Genomic DNA, 16,350 nt, shown 5'->3' with positions numbered 1-16,350 from the left:
CAACCAATCATCACTTCACCACTCACAAATTTTTGCCTATCATTATCCGCTTTGGATACCGCAGCGCTTCCAAAAACGAGGTCGCGGCGATGATTACGTTGAGATGCTCGTCGTTTGGTGCGTGGGTTGTCTATTAGGATCGCGGAATTAATGACCTTTACTGCAATATGCGGTCGCGGACATGCCTATGTTGAAAACAAACCGAACTTCCGACAAACTAAAGCTTGTTACTTGCTATCGAAAAGCACGTCAAAAACGTCCTGCTAAAACCGCTCAAACGATCACGTGTTCATTAAATTAATTGCTTTCAAATAGTGGCTTCAAACATCCGAGTTGGCAATTGGCTACTCTTTGTCCAGTTATCCCTTGCTGGTCGATAAATGGAACTCTTGGACATGCACGTAATCCGCTAATGGCTTTTGCTCTGTTCATCTATGGTTTAGCTGAAAGCTCTCTAGTGGGAGGTTAGTCTCTTTGGCGGCCGTTAAAATCGATCTGTTCTTCAGGATTAGCAAACACGGTTTTAGGATTCGCGAAATTCGAATAGGTAATGTCTAATCGCCCAACGGGTTCCTTTAATGAGTTACACAAAGTCTCAGAGACAGAAAGGTTCGGAAGATCACTTAGATGGTCAATTATCAGAATGGCCAAGCGATTGAACTATCAGGCGTGTAATTGATGCGTAAAGCGACGCCAAATACAAACGTGTTTTGTGCTGCCCATGCCGTGTGCCGATTTTCTCCCTCCAGGTCCATGTGCGATCAACAATGACAACACAAAGAATAGTATGTATATGGTCAACCGTTTCCTCACCGCTGCACATCATGCACCATATATGACTGATGGCGGCGCTGTTGATATATCTATCCATTTACCAATCGGCGGCAGGCCGTAGAGCTCACGTTTCCATGCATAATAGGGAAGGCCGGGAATGACTTGGGGCATGGTTGTATTATTAAGCTGTGAAGAAAAGTCACCCTTGATTGCAGGTGGTTAGGCAGTAAAGGTATTCTGAACGAGTTAAGGGGGCATCTAAATGCAGCAACAGAACCCACAGGACAAGAAAGAACATATTCCGACCAAAGAGAAAATGACAATAATATCTGGTTGCGTTTTGGTAGCTTTGTCCGTTGCTGTTTGGGGTTATATGTGTGTGAATGGAATCAGACCATTTCCATATAGCACTTTAGTTTTCTGTGGTTATTCGTTCGCATTTGGGATAGGCATAATTTGGGTAACAGTGCTTCTTTCGGAGTATTTTAAACGCGCCGCTTTCTATGCCGCATTGTTTGGTAGCTTTATGGGAGCAGCGTGGTTTTATGTTATTGTAGGGGTGCGTGACAATATAACAACGCAAGCTTTCGGTCAGTTTTCCAATGCCTTTATGGCTATCTGCATATTCCTGATTTCTGGAGGCGTTATATTTAAGACATATCTGGAAAGTTTGAAGAGGGCAAACAAACCAATAATGGACGACGTTGATTATGAAAGCAATAAAAGAGCACTCGCCGCTATAGTTGGTGTTGCAATATTGATTATAGCGTCTTTTGCAATCTCTTACTTCTTTTTTCCTAAGGGGGGAGAAATATTTGATGAGAGCATCACACTTACAAAAATTGTGTTGTTCTCCGTCGGTATTGCAACTTTTTATTGGGCTGCAAAAGCAAATTTTATTAAAACCGCACACATTACCGAACAGATAGCTGAGGGCAAACGGCGTGACCGGGAACTAGCTGCATCACAGCATCGTGATACCGCTCAGTTAATTGCGAATGCTAGCCAACTTTTGGGCGCTAAAAATGATAGTGAGAAGTTTGCAGGTCTCGCTTTTTTGAATGAGATAGCTAAGGACGAAAGCGGAAAATTTTACCAGCAAGCATTTGATATTATACTTTATTTTATATTGTATGAAGAAGATAAAACTACGAACAACAAACCGCGCATGGAGGCTATTAAATACATAGAACCTTTGTATCGAAAAATAGAAGTTTACGAAAAAAAAGAACATAAGAATATTATTTTGAAAGCTTCATCTAAGTCCGAGATACTAGATAATTATTTCGATTTAGTTATGGAATATATTGGATTTAAAATAATCAGGTTTACTGATCCTGATATGTATTATCCTTCGACTTTCAGAAATTGTGATTTTTTTGAGGCAACAATCGAGTGCATCGCTCCTATCAACTGTACTTTTTCTTTTTGTAAGATCACTAATTTAACCGGTGCAATTGTTGGTGTTGGATACATGTTTAAGTATCTGGATAATGAAAACAATGTACTCAAGTTCAACAGGTGTGATTTTTCTGACTATAAACAATCTGGTTCGTTCAGCAAGATTGAAACTAAAGATTGTTTTTATGTTGTGGGGCATGAACCCGAAAACATTGAACAACTTGGCAATTTGAAAGTGTTTCAAACGAGTAAAGAAGCAGACGATTTTTTTATGGGGAAATCTGCATAGAGGGTGAAAATTTCATCGCGTTTTAAACCTCCACTTTGTACCGGAGGAGTTGACTGTTCTGAATAGATTAGAGTGGCTAATAGTACGCAAAAAAATATAACGAGTTATAAGCATTTATAACCCGTCTTAGCTGTTGTCGCTTTTTTGAAAAAGATAAAAAAATATGTCGTAAAGCGGAACACGAGAGATGGTGCCCAGACGCGGAATCGAACCACGGACACGCGGATTTTCAGTCCGCTGCTCTACCAACTGAGCTATCTGGGCAAATCCGATTTTTTAACCGGAGCGCTTGGGTTTATAACATTAAAATTTTGGGTGTCTAGCCTTCAAAACAAAAATATTCAAAATTTGCCCCGATAAGTTCATTTTTTTGGGGATTTGGCATTGCTCTTTGAGTAAACAAGGCTTATTAGCGGCTTTACACCGTGCGCCTATCGTCTAGCGGTCAGGACGCCGCCCTCTCACGGCGGAAACAGGGGTTCAATTCCCCTTAGGCGTACCAGTTAATTTTTCCGAACATATCTGTTGTGAAAATGTCTTAGAAACATTCCGGCAAATATCTTTCTATCTTTGCAGAAGCTCTTTGACGCCATAAGGCCTGTTCATGTGGCCGTAAAAATTTTTAAAGCCGTAAAAAACGGTTTTCAAATGGGCGTTTGCTTATTTACCGATTGAAGTCGCCTGCCTGTTCGATAAATCGAATAATATCCTGAAGCCCTTCGCGGCGCAGCATATCCGTGAAAACGAAAGGTTTGTCGCCGCGCTGGATTTTGGCATCATGTTTCATGACATCAAGATCGGCGTGAACATATGGGGCAAGATCTTTCTTGTTGATGATGAGCAAATCAGAGCGTGTAATGGCGGGACCACCTTTGCGCGGTATTTTTTCACCTTCTGCCACCGAAATTACGTAAAGCGTCAAATCGGCGAGATCAGGGGAAAATGTTGCCGCGAGATTATCTCCGCCTGATTCGATAAATATCATATCAAGGTCGGGATGCCGGTTTAAAAGCTCGTCAATAGCTTGCAAATTGACAGTTGCATCCTCGCGAATAGCTGTGTGCGGGCAACCGCCTGTTTCCACGCCGATGATGCGATCTTCTGGCAGTGCCTGAACGCGATTGAGGATCAGCGCATCTTCTTTTGTATAAATATCGTTGGTAACAACGGCGACCGAGTAATGATCGCGCAACGCTTTGCAAAGCATTTCCGTCAAGGTTGTTTTTCCCGACCCGACAGGGCCACCTATGCCGATACGTAACGGACCGTTTGGTGAATAAGAAGATGTCATGAACGGAAAATCCTTGAATAAAGTGTTTCGTGGCGCATTGCCATGATGTCGGATAGAAAACAACATGAACCGAGATTATCAAGTGTAAGCTTATCGCTGTTATCGGTGATAGCAAGAATTGTCTTTTCGAGCTTTGCCATTATTTTGACTCCGTCGCTTTGGCCAAGCGGAACAAGTCTTATAGCTGCCTGCACCAGATTTGACAGAAATGTGTGGAGATAGGCTGTCAGGACAGATGGCAATGAAATTTCCATTTGATGTCCGAGAACGCCCACAGCAACCGGATAGGGAAGAGTTTTATAGATTTCTTTTGAAAAACCGGTTTGGGCAACTGAGGTACAAAAAGCACGGCCTTGTAAATCGATTTCCAGAAAGCGTTCTTTCGAGGCAGCATTCGCATTGGCTATTTCTATAAGCGCAATAATGGATTTTCCTTGATCGGTTGATCTCCACGCTTCGGCAATGAAAACCACATCATTATGGAGAGATCCGTAATTGGCAAGAGCATCAAGCCAATCAAACGAATCTTCGGCATTTGTGATAAAATTTTCATGGATTGCTTGTTCGAGGCCATGGCTATAGGCAAAGCCTCCGACCGGAAAGACCGGCGAAAAAAGCGTCATCAAACGCAGTAAAGAGGCGTCACCCTGCAACATTAATGATGGTGCCCCGCATGGTCGTGATAAGCTCCGTGGAGAGGTTGAAAAGGAGCCTCGATCTCCTCAATGGTTGCGCCTAAACCTTCAAGCATAGCGCGAATAACCGGATCGCGAGACACGAAAATCGTGTTTTCTTTAATTTCGACAGTTTGATGACGGTTGCCCAAATGCCAGGCAAGTCGGGTAAGTTCGAGTGGAGTTGCCGCTTTGACAGAATAAAGTGGTTCATCGGCTGCGTGGATGAGAAAATACTCACCGTTTTCAGCTTCAAGAACATCGCCTTCAGAAAGATGGACGGGTTCTTTCAAATCCACCATAATCATATCGCCATTGGCAAAATGAAGCAATTTCCGGCGGATATGGCGCTCGTCATGGGAAAGTGAAAGCGCACCTGAAGTTTCACCCCCTTTGGCATCGGACACCGGTATATATTTTGTTGCTCGAAAAGTTTTATAGGACATTTAAACCTCAATAAAGGAAATAGCGCTGTGCCATCGGAAGTATCTTTGCCGGTTCGCAGGTTAATAATTCACCATCTGCGCGCACTTCATAAGTTTCAGGGTCAACGTCGATATGCGGCGTTGCAGAATTGAGTTTCATGGATTTTTTGGAAATTGTGCGGGTGTTTTTGACGGCAACGAGTTCCTTTTCAAGCCCTAGCTTTTCGGCTAGCCCATTATCAATGGCGGCTTTGCTCGTAAAGGTGAGAGATGTGTGTTTGACAGCCTTTCCGAGAGCGCCGAACATTGGCCGGAAGTGAACCGGTTGCGGTGTTGCAATAGATGCATTGGGGTCACCCATGGGTGCCGCCACGATCATTCCGCCAAGCAAAACCATATCCGGTTTTACACCGAAAAAGGCGGGCGACCAGATGACAATATCGGCACGTTTACCGGTTTCTATCGAACCGGTGACATGACCGATTCCTTGTGCAATGGCCGGATTGATTGTGTATTTTGCAATGTAGCGTTTCACGCGCTCATTATCGTTGAACCCGCTATCTTTTCCCAAATAACCACGTTGTTTTTTCATTTTATCGGCAGTCTGCCAGGTGCGGATAATGACTTCTCCGACACGTCCCATCGCCTGACTATCCGACGAGATAATAGAAAAAGCACCGAGATCATGCAGAATATCTTCGGCCGCGATTGTTTCCTTGCGTATGCGACTTTCGGCAAAGGCGACATCTTCGGGTATTTTTGCCGACAAGTGGTGACAGACCATGAGCATATCGAGATGTTCGGCAATGGTGTTTTCCGTATAGGGGCGTGTCGGGTTGGTGGAGGCAGGCAATACATTTTCAAACCCGCAAACACGGATAATATCGGGAGCATGCCCCCCGCCGGCACCTTCTGTATGGAAGGCGTGGATTGTCCGGCCTTTGAATGCCGCGATTGTATCTTCGACAAAACCCGCTTCATTCAATGTATCGGTGTGGATCATAACCTGCACGTCATAATCATCGGCAACGCTCAAACAATTGTCGATTGCCGCCGGAGTCGACCCCCAATCTTCATGAAGTTTGAGCGAAGAAGCACCGGCATTGACCATTTCGATCAAAGCAGCAGGGGAAGACGAATTGCCTTTACCGGCAAGGCCGATATTCATTGGCAAGCTGTCTACCGCTTGTATCATGCGCGCCAAGTGCCAAGGGCCCGGTGTGCAGGTGGTCGCAAGCGTTCCGTGCGCGGGCCCCGTGCCACCGCCAAACATGGTTGTAACGCCGGAATAAAGTGCTTCGTTGACCTGCTGGGGGCAAATAAAATGAATGTGTGAATCAATTCCGCCAGCGGTTACAATTTTTCCCTCCGCCGCAATAATTTCGGTTGCAGGACCAATGATAATATCGACATTTGGTTGAATATCGGGATTGCCTGCTTTACCGATTTTTTCGATAAGACCGTCTTTCAAACCGATATCGGCTTTGTAGATGCCGGTATAATCGACAATAAGGGCATTGGTGATAACTGTATCCATAGCCCCTTGTTCACGTGAATACTGGCTTTGTCCCATCCCGTCGCGGATAACTTTACCGCCACCGAATTTGACTTCCTCGCCATAAGTTGTCTTGTCATCTTCGACAGTTACAAAAAGGTCTGTATCGGCAAGGCGGATATGGTCACCTTTTGTAGGCCCGAACATTTGCGCATAAGCAGCACGCGAGATTTTGTGGCTCATTAAAGATCCCCCTGAATTTTTGCACGAAAACCGAAAATGCGACGTTTTCCCGCTAATGGTATGAGGAAAACATCTTTTTCCTGTCCGGGTTCAAACCGGACTGCTGTACCGGCCGGAATATCAAGGCGCATTCCACGGGCTTTTTCGCGGTCGAATTGAAGGGCAGGATTGGCTTCATAAAAATGATAATGTGATCCCACTTGAATAGGGCGGTCGCCGCTATTGCCGACTTTGAGTTTTATCGCGCTACGGCCGGCATTCATTTCAATATCGCCTGCCTCTGTAATCATTTCTCCGGGAACCATCATATTTCTTTCCGATTGTTAGAACGGGTGGCGGGAATTCGACGTCATGCGGCAGCAAATGCCAGATAAAGCCCTGCAAGAGTGGTCGCAACGCCGCCGATTCTGATTGCGGTTGCGCCATTTGACTGGCCAAAAATTTTGCCTGCTCCCAAGCCGATTGTAATACCGACGCCGTGAAGCAATGCTGTGGCAATAGAAAAACCGGTTCCGTAAGCATAGGCTTCCGAATTTTCGAGTTCGAGACCATGCGCATAACCATGAAAAACAGCAAAAGCACCGACGACGAGCATGGCGGGCATAATGGGAAGATGAACGGCCATTGCCGCAAAGAGCCCCATTGCAATAACGGAAGCAAGAATGACCGGTTCGACATAAGGTAGGGCAATGCCCTTTGTGGCAAGCCAAAAACCGATTGCCATACACACAACAAAACTTGCCGGAACTGCGAGGATCGATTTTCCACCGAGTTGAGCTGCCCATAGGCCGACTGCAACCATAACAAGAATATGATCGAATCCGGTTAACGGGTGTAAAAAGCCGCTTGTAAAAGAGCTATGGTCATGTGGAACACCGGTAAGGTGGGCAAAAGCCGGTGTCGATGTTAAAATCATCAAAGCTGTTATGATTGTCGATTTTGACAAGAGTTTCATGAGAGTTCCCCTAAGTTTTATATTTTTCAATTGTCAGGCTTAACGGATCGGATGGTGGACAGTGACAAGTTTTGTCCCGTCGGGAAATGTTGCTTCAACCTGAATGTCTTCAATCATTTCAGGAATGCCTTCCATGACCTGATCGCGGCGCAATACATAAGCGCCCTGTTCCATGAGATCGGCAACGGTGCGGCCATCGCGCGCACCTTCCACGACAAAATCGCTAATCAGTGCAACAGCTTCCGGATGATTGAGCTTCACTCCCCGTTCAAGTCGTTTGCGAGCAACCATTGCTGCCATCGAGATCAACAATTTGTCCTTTTCTCTTTCGGTAAGTATCATTATTCACCCATAGTTAAATTGACCAAAATTTCGGCACATCTGCACCTTTTGTTAGCAGTTTTACCAAAGGAGCAAGTTTTTCCCTCAAAGAATAGGAGTCCTTTTCAATCATCCTTGCAAGAAACTTGCCATTCCACGCAGAGACCCCTCCGGATTGTCCGATAATCTCTCTCGCAGCCGCTTCGTGCCTCTGATAATCATCGGCAATGTAGAGAATTGTGGCAATGGCCTGATTGGCGTTGAAAATTGCAGGGCGGGTTGATTGCTGTAAAATATTGCCATTGATTTTAAAGGCTTCAAAATGGACAAGCTCATCGCAAAAACGCACCTGCCACTCGTCATCAATAAAGCCGTTGACAACTTTCTCTCCCATTAATTTCCGGCCGAAAACAAAAGCTTCTACCAGAAGAAGAGCCGCACCTTCTTCCATCTCGACGGTGATTTTGCGTTTTAATGCGCCACGATTGAAAAAAATTGTTTCCTGCGGGAGCCAGAACAATGTCGAGTTTTTTCTTAAATTTAGCGAAATATCGATCCCGGCGGGCATACCATCAAGCGAGCGATATATTTTTTCGGCGGCTTGTGTGGTAATGGTTGCTTTTGTTTTTTCACCGAGTTCGCATTTCCAGAAAAGTTTGTCGCCACCGGTCACACCGCCTGCCGTATTGATTTGCACAGCCTCGAAATGGTTGTCGGAATAAAGCGGAAAACGTAATTTCAACGAGCCGGATTGATAAAGTTTTTCCAAAGATGACCGTTGATCTTTATAAACCGTGCTGAAGGAAGCGCTGCCTTCCATGCGCTGCATTACGGCTTTTTTTAAAGACGAATTTTGCAAATTATTTCCGCCCCCTAGTTTTAAAAAAAACTAATGGTTTCTCTAACCGCTATATGACAGCAATTTTTCTATAAAACGCAATTTTTATCTTGAACGTGAAGTGACCAACTTGTTGAAAACAGTTATTTGGAAATAACCTCGGTTACATCATAAACTTTGGTCGATTGTGCTTCGGGCGTATGCATCATGGTGACAACCCAATGGATGCGACGAGTATTTAATGGTAAATCCATTGAAATTCCACCCCCCGTACTGTCGGCGCCGGGGTCAGAAAAGCCATAAGGATCACGTCCGTAATTAATGCCGAAAGTCGGCATTTTTGAAGTTTGTGCACCTTCGGACGTGTCATTGATTGTAAAATAACGATAGCCGCGACGTTCTGCCGTAAAAGCGGCACGCCTCAGGACATCGGCGGGAATGCCAACTTCATTTGTCGGGCGGGTGTTGAATTCGTAAATATTATCGGGTGATTTGAGCTTGGGAACCGATTGGCAACCGCTTAAAAACAACAGCGGAATGATTATAAGGCTTAAGCTTTTTTTCCAATGCAATTGTTTCATTCTGTGCCCTTCCCGTTTGAAAGCCCATCATAGTTTTATTAGTCCTTTCCGACAAGAATGATTATCGTTATGTGATTGGCTAACGTTTTTTGAAAGAGAGGTGAATCATGTTTGTCGTGATGGGGGCAACCGGCCATATCGGTTCGGAGCTCGCTAAGAATCTGCTTCGTTCGGGGAGGGATGTGACAGTGGTAACCCGTTCCGGAAAACGCGCTGAAAACCTTGTCAAACTTGGTGCGCAATTAGCGGAAATTGATATTTCCGACTATCGTTTGTTCCATCAGGTTTTGAAGCAGGCGAGCGGCGTTTATATCCTTAATCCCCCAGCCAATCCTGTTTATGATGTTGATCTTGAAGAGCGTGGAACAATTGCTGCGATGACGCGCGCACTCGAAAACACCAATCTTGAAAAAGTCATTGTGCAGTCGACTTATGGAGCTCAGAGAGGTGACCATATCGGAGATTTAGGCAGCCTTTATTTATTGGAAGAAAAAGTTAAAGAGATTTATCCGGAAGCGCTGATTGTTCGCGCAGGCTTTTATATGTCCAATTGGGATTTTGCTCTCAACGAAATTATCGAAAAAGGATGTTTGACCACCATTTATCCCTCCCATTCTATCATTCCGATGGTCGCTCCCCGCGATATTGCCGATTATCTGACAATGCTTGTCGAATGTGGAAAGGCTGGCATTCATTATGTTGAAGGGCCGGAACGTTACACGGTTCAAGATGTCGCATCCGCTTTTGAAACGGCACTCGGAAAACCGGTAAAACTTAGAGGAGTGAAGAGGGAAGATATTGAAAATTATTATCTTTCCCTTTCTTTCTCGAAATCAAGTGCAATGTCATTTACTGCGATGGCGTTAAAGACAATAAGTGGTGATTGGCCGCCATTGAATAAAATAGAGAGAGGAAAAATAACACTTCAACAATACATTGAAAAACTCTGTCTAAAAGCGGCTCAGATTAAATAATTTGTGATAATCTATTTTTTTACTTGTGTTGAAAGTGCCTTTCGGATAATCACGTCAGCGGGCCACCTCTTCCCAACGAGAGGCGAGCTATCTGAAAGGGTAGAATATTATGACAAATCTAAACGAGCCGGGCGTGCGCCCGAACAATCCCAATTTCTCTTCTGGTCCCTGTGCAAAGCGTCCCGGTTGGACGGTTGAAGCGCTTGCTGATGCGCCGGTTGGCCGTTCACATCGTGCAAAAATTGGTAAAGCCAAGCTGGCAGAGGCAATCAACCTCACCCGCGAAGTGCTGGAAGTTCCTGCAAATTATCGTATCGGCATTGTTCCCGCATCCGATACCGGTGCTGTTGAAATGGCACTGTGGTCACTCCTTGGTGCACGTGGCGTTGACATGCTGGCATGGGAAAGCTTCGGTTCGGGCTGGGTAACAGATGTTGTCAAACAATTGAAATTGACCGATGTGCGCAAGTTGGAAGCGCCTTACGGTGAATTACCGGATTTGACCAAAGTCGATTTTGATCGTGATGTTGTTTTCACATGGAATGGAACAACATCGGGTGTGCGCGTTCCTAATGCCGATTTTATTCCGGCTGATCGTAAAGGGCTTACGATTTGCGACGCAACATCCGCTGCATTTGCACAAAATCTCGATTTCTCGAAACTTGATGTTGTAACATTCTCCTGGCAAAAAGTGCTGGGTGGCGAGGGTGCACACGGTGTGCTTATTCTTGGGCCACGCGCGGTAGAGCGTCTTGAAACCTATACGCCCGCATGGCCGTTGCCAAAAATTTTCCGCATGACAAAAGGTGGAAAACTCATTGAAGGTATTTTCGAGGGCGCAACAATCAATACGCCGTCTATGCTTTGTGTCGAGGATTACCTTGATGCATTGAAATGGGCAAAGTCGATTGGCGGTCTGAAAACTTTGATGAAACGGGCTGACGAGAATTTTGCTGTTCTTGACAAGTTCGTTACCAAAACGCCGTGGATCGAATTTCTGGCGAAAGAACCGGCGACCCGCTCGAACACTTCCGTATGCTTCAAAATTGTCGATCCGGCTGTGGCTAAACTTGATGCAGACAAGCAGGCAGCATTTGCCAAGGCTATTGTCAACCGTCTGGAAAAAGCCGGTGTTGCCCATGACATAGGCGCCTATCGCGATGCACCGTCAGGTTTACGCATCTGGGCCGGTGCCACGATCGAGGCCGCCGATCTTCAGGCATTGACGGAATGGCTCGACTGGGCTTTCAAGGCTGAACAAGCAGCTCTTTAAAAATTAAGTTTCCCTTGTAGCGGCTTGTTTCAAGGCCGCTCATTCCCCCATTTTACAAAATTTTTGGAGGCCATAATGGCACCTCGTGTACTCGTATCTGATAAATTATCCCCGACCGCTGTCCAGATTTTCAAAGATCGCGGCGTTGAGGTCGATTACAAACCGGAACTCGGTAAAGACAAAGAAAAGCTTCTCGAAGTTATTGGCCAATATGATGGTTTGGCTATCCGTTCGGCAACCAAAGTAACGGAAAAACTTATTGCCGCTGCAAAAAATCTGAAAGTTGTCGGTCGTGCCGGTATCGGCGTTGACAATGTTGATATTCCGGCCGCTTCACGGCGCGGTATTATCGTTATGAATACGCCATTCGGCAATTCGATCACAACCGCAGAACATGCCATTGCATTGATGTTTGCTGTTGCCCGTGAATTGCCCGCCGCCGATAAATCGACCAAGGCTGGTAAATGGGAAAAAAGCCGCTTTATGGGTGTTGAAATCACTGGCAAAACTCTCGGTATTATCGGCTGTGGCAATATCGGTTCGATTGTTGCAACCCGCGGTGTCGGCTTGAAGATGAAAGTGATTGCCTATGACCCGTTCCTTTCGGATGCCCGTGCCAAAGAACTCGGAGTCGAAAAGGTCGAACTGGATGATCTTTTGAAGCGCGCCGATTTTATCACATTACACACACCGCTCACCGATAAGACACGCCATATCATCAATGCCGAAACGATCGCCAAGATGAAGAAAGGCGTAAGACTTATCAATTGTGCACGCGGTGCGCTGGTTGTCGAAAAAGACCTTGTTGACGCTTTGAAGTCAGGCAAAATTGCAGGTGCTGCGGTTGACGTTTATGAAGTCGAGCCACCGGCAGCCGATGATCCTCTCTTCAGCCTTGATAATGTCGTTTGCACGCCGCACCTCGGTGCGTCGACAACCGAGGCACAGGAAAACGTTGCTATTCAGGTTGCCGAACAAATGTCGGATTATCTTATCAATGGTGCTGTCAGCAATGCAATCAATATGCCTTCAATTACGGCAGAAGAAGCACCGCGCTTGAAGCCGTTTGTCAAACTTGCCGAAGTTCTTGGTGCTTTTGTTGGCCAATCAACCGAGGAAGACATCAAGGAAGTCGAGATTCTGTTTGACGGTTCAACCGCTACCATGAATACGCGTGCGCTCATCAGTGCCGCATTGGCCGGTCTCATCCGCCCGCAACTTGCCGATGTCAACATGGTATCGGCACCGGTTCTCGTTAAAGAACGCGGTATTATTCTTTCCGAGGTCAAGCGCGATAAATCCGGTATTTTCGACGGCTATATCAAACTGACTGTCAAAACATCGAAGCGCACACGCTCCATTGCCGGAACCTGCTTTGTTGACGGCAAGCCGCGCTTTATCCAGATCAAGGGTATCAATCTTGATGCCGAGGTCGGCCCGCATATGCTCTATATCACCAACACCGACACGCCGGGAATTATCGGTACAATCGGTACAATTTGCGGGAAATCCGGCGTGAATATCGCAAACTTCGCTCTGGGACGTAATGAACCGGGTGGTGACGCGATTGCGCTTCTTTATCTTGATGCTCGTATTCCCGATCAAGTGCTTGATGAATTGCGCAAGATAAAGGGTATCAAACACACTCAACCTCTGGAATTCGATGTCGCAAACGGTTGATTGAACCGTGAAATATTGGCGTCCAATGAAAGAAAGCGATCTGGCAGATGTCTGCCGGATCGCTTTAATTTGTCATCCGGATTTTCCGGAAGAGGATGCGGTGCTTGAAGAAAAGTTCAATCTTTCTCCTTTGTCCTGCTTTGTATTTTCTGACGAAAATCCTGCCTCCGGAAACATTTCAGACTTGAGTCCGGTCTCCCGAACAAGTGCAATCTATGGTTATTGCCTTGCCCATCCTTTTAAAACCAATTCCATTCCTGCTCTTGATTGTCTGCTTCATAAACTTCCGGAAAAATGCGATACGCTCTATATTCACGATCTTGCTTTATTGCCCGAAGCGCAAGGCGGCGGAAATGGCAAAAAAGCGGTTGAACTTCTGGTCGCTGTCGCTGAGCGGGAAAAACTCGAAACACTTTCCCTTGTTGCTGTTCATGGGTCACAAGTCTTTTGGCAAAAGAACGGGTTTAAAACGGTTGATGTGTCAAAGGAAATGAAGCAAAAATTGCTGACTTATAGCGAAGACGCCAGTTATATGACACGTAATCTCTGAATTTGCATTTCCTTTCCGGAAGACAGGCGATGTTGAGGAGCGGCTATCGGCTTTGCGCAATCAACCTATCTAACAATTACGCTCTCTTATTTCTATGAAACGGAATTTGCCAAAACGAAAACTCCGGCGATTGTTCAACAAAATGCAAACGTTGTGAAACCGTATAATCGTCGGCTTTGCGATATTCGGGATGATAATCTCGATTCACTCTTCAGAGTGTTAAGGCTTTCATCATTATTGTGTATTGCTATTCCAAATGCCGGATGGTTATTCTTTTGATGCAACGAATTTTTGCAATGAATTGCATTTCTCCCGCCATTATCAGCTTCGTTGGGAAATCGGGTTATTTTATCAAAAGAGCACGCAGGTCTTTTTGTGCGCTTGATGAACGCGGTGCTTTAGAAAAATTGTCGGGAAGGACGAAGTGGAACGACGGGGAGAACCGCCCAAAAAGCCGACATATTGAAGGCGCAAGATTTGCATTAAAAACGATAATGCGATGCGCCGAACTTCGCATGTAAGAAAACCAATGACCCGAAGCCGTTAGAGACAGTTTGGTAAATTGATAACCGGTTGAAATCCCGCGCCATTTGGCAACTTGAAATAACACGAAGAAGGCGGCCATCCTGATTGTTTGAAGGGGTGATTAATTCTCTCTGCTATAGGCCGGTGTGTCCGGTTATTCATATCAATCAAGAATATAAATAGGCCTTGATGACAATCAGGTTTTGCACACAACATAGATATGTTCTGTACATATCACAGAAGACAAATGAAAAGCAGCAACGGTGTGCAGAAAACGGTCATATAAAACGCTCCTATCAAGAAGCGTTCATGGAGTAAAAAAACGCGCTAAATAAGGATAGGGTACAAAAAACGCGCTGAATCAAAATAAATCCAGCGCGTATATTTTTTAAAGTCTATAACGACTTATTTTTCGGCATGGGCATGTTGTTTGCGTTCTCCCACCATTTCGATGGCAAGAAGCAATACAGAGATAACGCCACCACCGATCATGAGGAGGAAACCACCGTTCCAGCCGAAATAATCGACAGTGTAACCGACGATCGCGCTAGCAGCAACCGAACCGCCAAGATAACCGAAAAGACCGGTGAAACCGGCAGCCGTACCGGCAGCTTTCTTCGGCGCCAATTCGAGAGCGTGAAGACCGATCAGCATAACCGGCCCGTAAATCAGGAAGCCGATAACGATCATGCAGATCATGTCGACATTGGGATGTCCTTCGGGGTTGAGCCAGTAAATAACAGTGGCAATGGTCACCAATGTCATGAAGAAAACACCGGTTGCACCACGATTGCCCTTGAATACCTTATCAGACATCCAGCCGCACAGAAGTGTGCCGGGAATACCTGCATATTCATAGAAGAAATACGCCCAGGAAGACTGGTCAACGGCAAAATGCTTGACTTCCTTCAGGTAAGTCGGTGACCAGTCAAGAACGCCATAACGCAAGAGGTAAACAAAGACATTTGCAAAAGCGATATACCAGAGGAGCTTGTTGGGCAAAACATATTGGGTGAAGATCTGCTTTGTGGTGAGCTCGACTTCGTTTTTTTCCGAATAGTTTTCCGGATAGTCGTTTTTATATTCTTCAATTGGCGGTAAACCACATGATTGCGGTGTATCGCGCATCATTGCAAAGGCGAAAATTGCCACCAGAATGGCCGCAAAAGCCGGCATATAAAAGGCTGCGTGCCAGTCATTGAACCAGGCCATACCAAGCATGAACAGAATTGGCGGAAGACCACCGCCGACATTATGCGCACAGTTCCATAAGGAAACGATGCTCCCGCGTTCCTTTTGTGACCACCAGTGCACCATTGTGCGCCCGCAGGGAGGCCAACCCATTCCCTGAAACCAGCCGCAAATAAACAACAGCACGAACATGACGGCAATGCTGGATGTAGCCCAAGGGACAAAGCCCATAATCAGCATGACAACAGACGCGAGAATCAAACCGACAGGGAGAAAAACACGCGGGTTGGAACGGTCGGATACCGCCCCCATAATAAATTTTGAAATGCCGTAAGCTATAGAAACAGCCGATAGCGCAAAACCCAAATCACCACGGGTAAAGCCTTGCTCGACCAGCGAAGGCATTGCCAGAGCAAAGTTTTTACGTACGAGATAATAGGCGGCGTAACCGAAGAATATCCCAAGGAAAATCTGCCAACGCAGACGACGATAAAGCGGGTCGATTTCCGCTTCGGGTACACGCGGCTTGTTAGGCGCGTGTTGAAAAATGTTTAGCATGAACTGCCTCCCATAGATATCGACAGAACGCAACCTGAAAAAATTTGGCGTTTCATGCGCAAATCGGTGAAATTTCCACCGCAAGGACAAGAAAACGTCGCATAGCTGTTACATTCCAATGATAATATGATCCAATTTGTGCACAGTAACACGTTATGTTTTCGTTGTGAGTTCAATTAATTTCAATATTGAACAATCCACAATTAAATACGAATAAATGGTTAAGACGAAAAAGACAATGTTAACCGGCGGCATTCGTTTTTAAAAAGAAACACCAAACAACATTGAATGCCAAGGCAATAGATGACTAAC

The 16,350-nt window shown here is 45.6% G+C and carries 15 protein-coding genes and 2 tRNA genes; 6 read left to right on the top strand and 11 right to left on the bottom strand.

The genetic code is table 11. The features are described from left to right. The first annotated feature begins 1,036 nt into the window (after positions 1 to 1,036). Positions 1,037 to 2,464: a hypothetical protein gene (locus GQS64_RS11860; RefSeq protein WP_198231742.1), complete on the top strand. Its 1,428-nt coding sequence runs from the start codon at positions 1,037 to 1,039 to the stop codon at positions 2,462 to 2,464. Positions 2,465 to 2,652: 188 nt separating this feature from the next. Here the strand turns inward: GQS64_RS11860 and GQS64_RS11855 are convergent. After that, positions 2,653 to 2,728 (bottom strand) — tRNA-Phe (locus tag GQS64_RS11855). A 163-nt stretch (positions 2,729 to 2,891) separates the two neighbouring features. On the opposite strand from GQS64_RS11855, the gene GQS64_RS11850 reads away from it, so the two are divergent. Then, positions 2,892 to 2,966: transfer RNA gene (locus GQS64_RS11850), tRNA-Glu, on the top strand. Positions 2,967 to 3,128: 162 nt separating this feature from the next. On the opposite strand, the gene ureG is transcribed toward GQS64_RS11850, so the two are convergent. The 9 genes from ureG to GQS64_RS11805 all read right to left on the bottom strand — a co-directional run bounded on the left by ureG (position 3,129) and on the right by GQS64_RS11805 (position 9,287). Then, positions 3,129 to 3,755 carry an urease accessory protein UreG gene (ureG, locus tag GQS64_RS11845; RefSeq protein WP_198231741.1) on the bottom strand — a complete coding sequence of 209 codons (627 nt, stop codon included), beginning with the start codon at positions 3,753 to 3,755 and terminating at the stop codon, positions 3,129 to 3,131. Further along, positions 3,752 to 4,411 carry an urease accessory protein UreF gene (locus GQS64_RS11840; protein ID WP_198231740.1) on the bottom strand — a complete coding sequence of 220 codons (660 nt, stop codon included), beginning with the start codon at positions 4,409 to 4,411 and terminating at the stop codon, positions 3,752 to 3,754. The genes ureG and GQS64_RS11840 overlap by 4 nt, the downstream gene beginning before the upstream one ends. Further along, a complete protein-coding gene (locus GQS64_RS11835) occupies positions 4,411 to 4,875 on the bottom strand; it encodes an urease accessory protein UreE (RefSeq protein WP_198231739.1) in 465 nt (154 codons plus the stop codon). Before GQS64_RS11835 ends, GQS64_RS11840 begins: the two co-directional genes overlap by 1 nt. Positions 4,876 to 4,882: 7 nt before the next feature. Next, on the bottom strand, positions 4,883 to 6,592 hold the full coding sequence (ureC, locus tag GQS64_RS11830; protein WP_198231738.1) for an urease subunit alpha: 1,710 nt from the start codon (positions 6,590 to 6,592) through the stop codon (positions 4,883 to 4,885). Then, positions 6,592 to 6,897: an urease subunit beta gene (locus tag GQS64_RS11825; RefSeq protein WP_198231746.1), complete on the bottom strand. Its 306-nt coding sequence runs from the start codon at positions 6,895 to 6,897 to the stop codon at positions 6,592 to 6,594. The genes ureC and GQS64_RS11825 overlap by 1 nt, the downstream gene beginning before the upstream one ends. Positions 6,898 to 6,941: 44 nt before the next feature. Then, positions 6,942 to 7,547, bottom strand: a complete 606-nt coding sequence (locus tag GQS64_RS11820) for a HupE/UreJ family protein (RefSeq protein WP_198231737.1) — start codon at positions 7,545 to 7,547, stop codon at positions 6,942 to 6,944. A gap of 39 nt (positions 7,548 to 7,586) precedes the next feature. Beyond that, positions 7,587 to 7,889 (bottom strand): urease subunit gamma, encoded by a 303-nt coding sequence (locus GQS64_RS11815; RefSeq protein ID WP_077993865.1) that lies wholly within the window; start codon positions 7,887 to 7,889, stop codon positions 7,587 to 7,589. A gap of 13 nt (positions 7,890 to 7,902) precedes the next feature. Next, positions 7,903 to 8,727 (bottom strand): urease accessory protein UreD, encoded by an 825-nt coding sequence (locus GQS64_RS11810; RefSeq protein ID WP_198231736.1) that lies wholly within the window; start codon positions 8,725 to 8,727, stop codon positions 7,903 to 7,905. A 122-nt stretch (positions 8,728 to 8,849) separates the two neighbouring features. Then, positions 8,850 to 9,287, bottom strand: a complete 438-nt coding sequence (locus tag GQS64_RS11805; protein ID WP_077993861.1) for a hypothetical protein — start codon at positions 9,285 to 9,287, stop codon at positions 8,850 to 8,852. Positions 9,288 to 9,394: 107 nt separating this feature from the next. Between GQS64_RS11805 and GQS64_RS11800 the strand changes: the two genes are divergently transcribed. From GQS64_RS11800 to GQS64_RS11785, 4 genes are all read left to right on the top strand, one after another. Continuing rightward, positions 9,395 to 10,261, top strand: coding sequence for an NmrA family NAD(P)-binding protein (locus tag GQS64_RS11800; protein ID WP_198231735.1), 867 nt, complete (start codon positions 9,395 to 9,397; stop codon positions 10,259 to 10,261). A 109-nt stretch (positions 10,262 to 10,370) separates the two neighbouring features. Then, positions 10,371 to 11,534: a phosphoserine transaminase gene (locus tag GQS64_RS11795; RefSeq protein ID WP_077993858.1), complete on the top strand. Its 1,164-nt coding sequence runs from the start codon at positions 10,371 to 10,373 to the stop codon at positions 11,532 to 11,534. Between the two features lie 75 nt (positions 11,535 to 11,609). Beyond that, positions 11,610 to 13,214: a phosphoglycerate dehydrogenase gene (serA, locus tag GQS64_RS11790; RefSeq protein ID WP_077993856.1), complete on the top strand. Its 1,605-nt coding sequence runs from the start codon at positions 11,610 to 11,612 to the stop codon at positions 13,212 to 13,214. A 25-nt stretch (positions 13,215 to 13,239) separates the two neighbouring features. Further along, positions 13,240 to 13,764 (top strand): GNAT family N-acetyltransferase, encoded by a 525-nt coding sequence (locus tag GQS64_RS11785; protein ID WP_198231734.1) that lies wholly within the window; start codon positions 13,240 to 13,242, stop codon positions 13,762 to 13,764. Positions 13,765 to 14,694: 930 nt separating this feature from the next. Here the strand turns inward: GQS64_RS11785 and glpT are convergent. Continuing rightward, positions 14,695 to 16,038: a glycerol-3-phosphate transporter gene (gene glpT, locus GQS64_RS11780; protein WP_077993851.1), complete on the bottom strand. Its 1,344-nt coding sequence runs from the start codon at positions 16,036 to 16,038 to the stop codon at positions 14,695 to 14,697. Between the last annotated feature and the right edge of the window lie 312 nt (positions 16,039 to 16,350).

Origin of the sequence: Bartonella sp. P0282, assembly GCF_048452985.1 — a bacterium.
In the GTDB taxonomy this organism is placed as follows: domain Bacteria; phylum Pseudomonadota; class Alphaproteobacteria; order Rhizobiales; family Rhizobiaceae; genus Bartonella; species Bartonella choladocola.
This window is presented reverse-complemented; position numbering and strand designations above follow the sequence as displayed.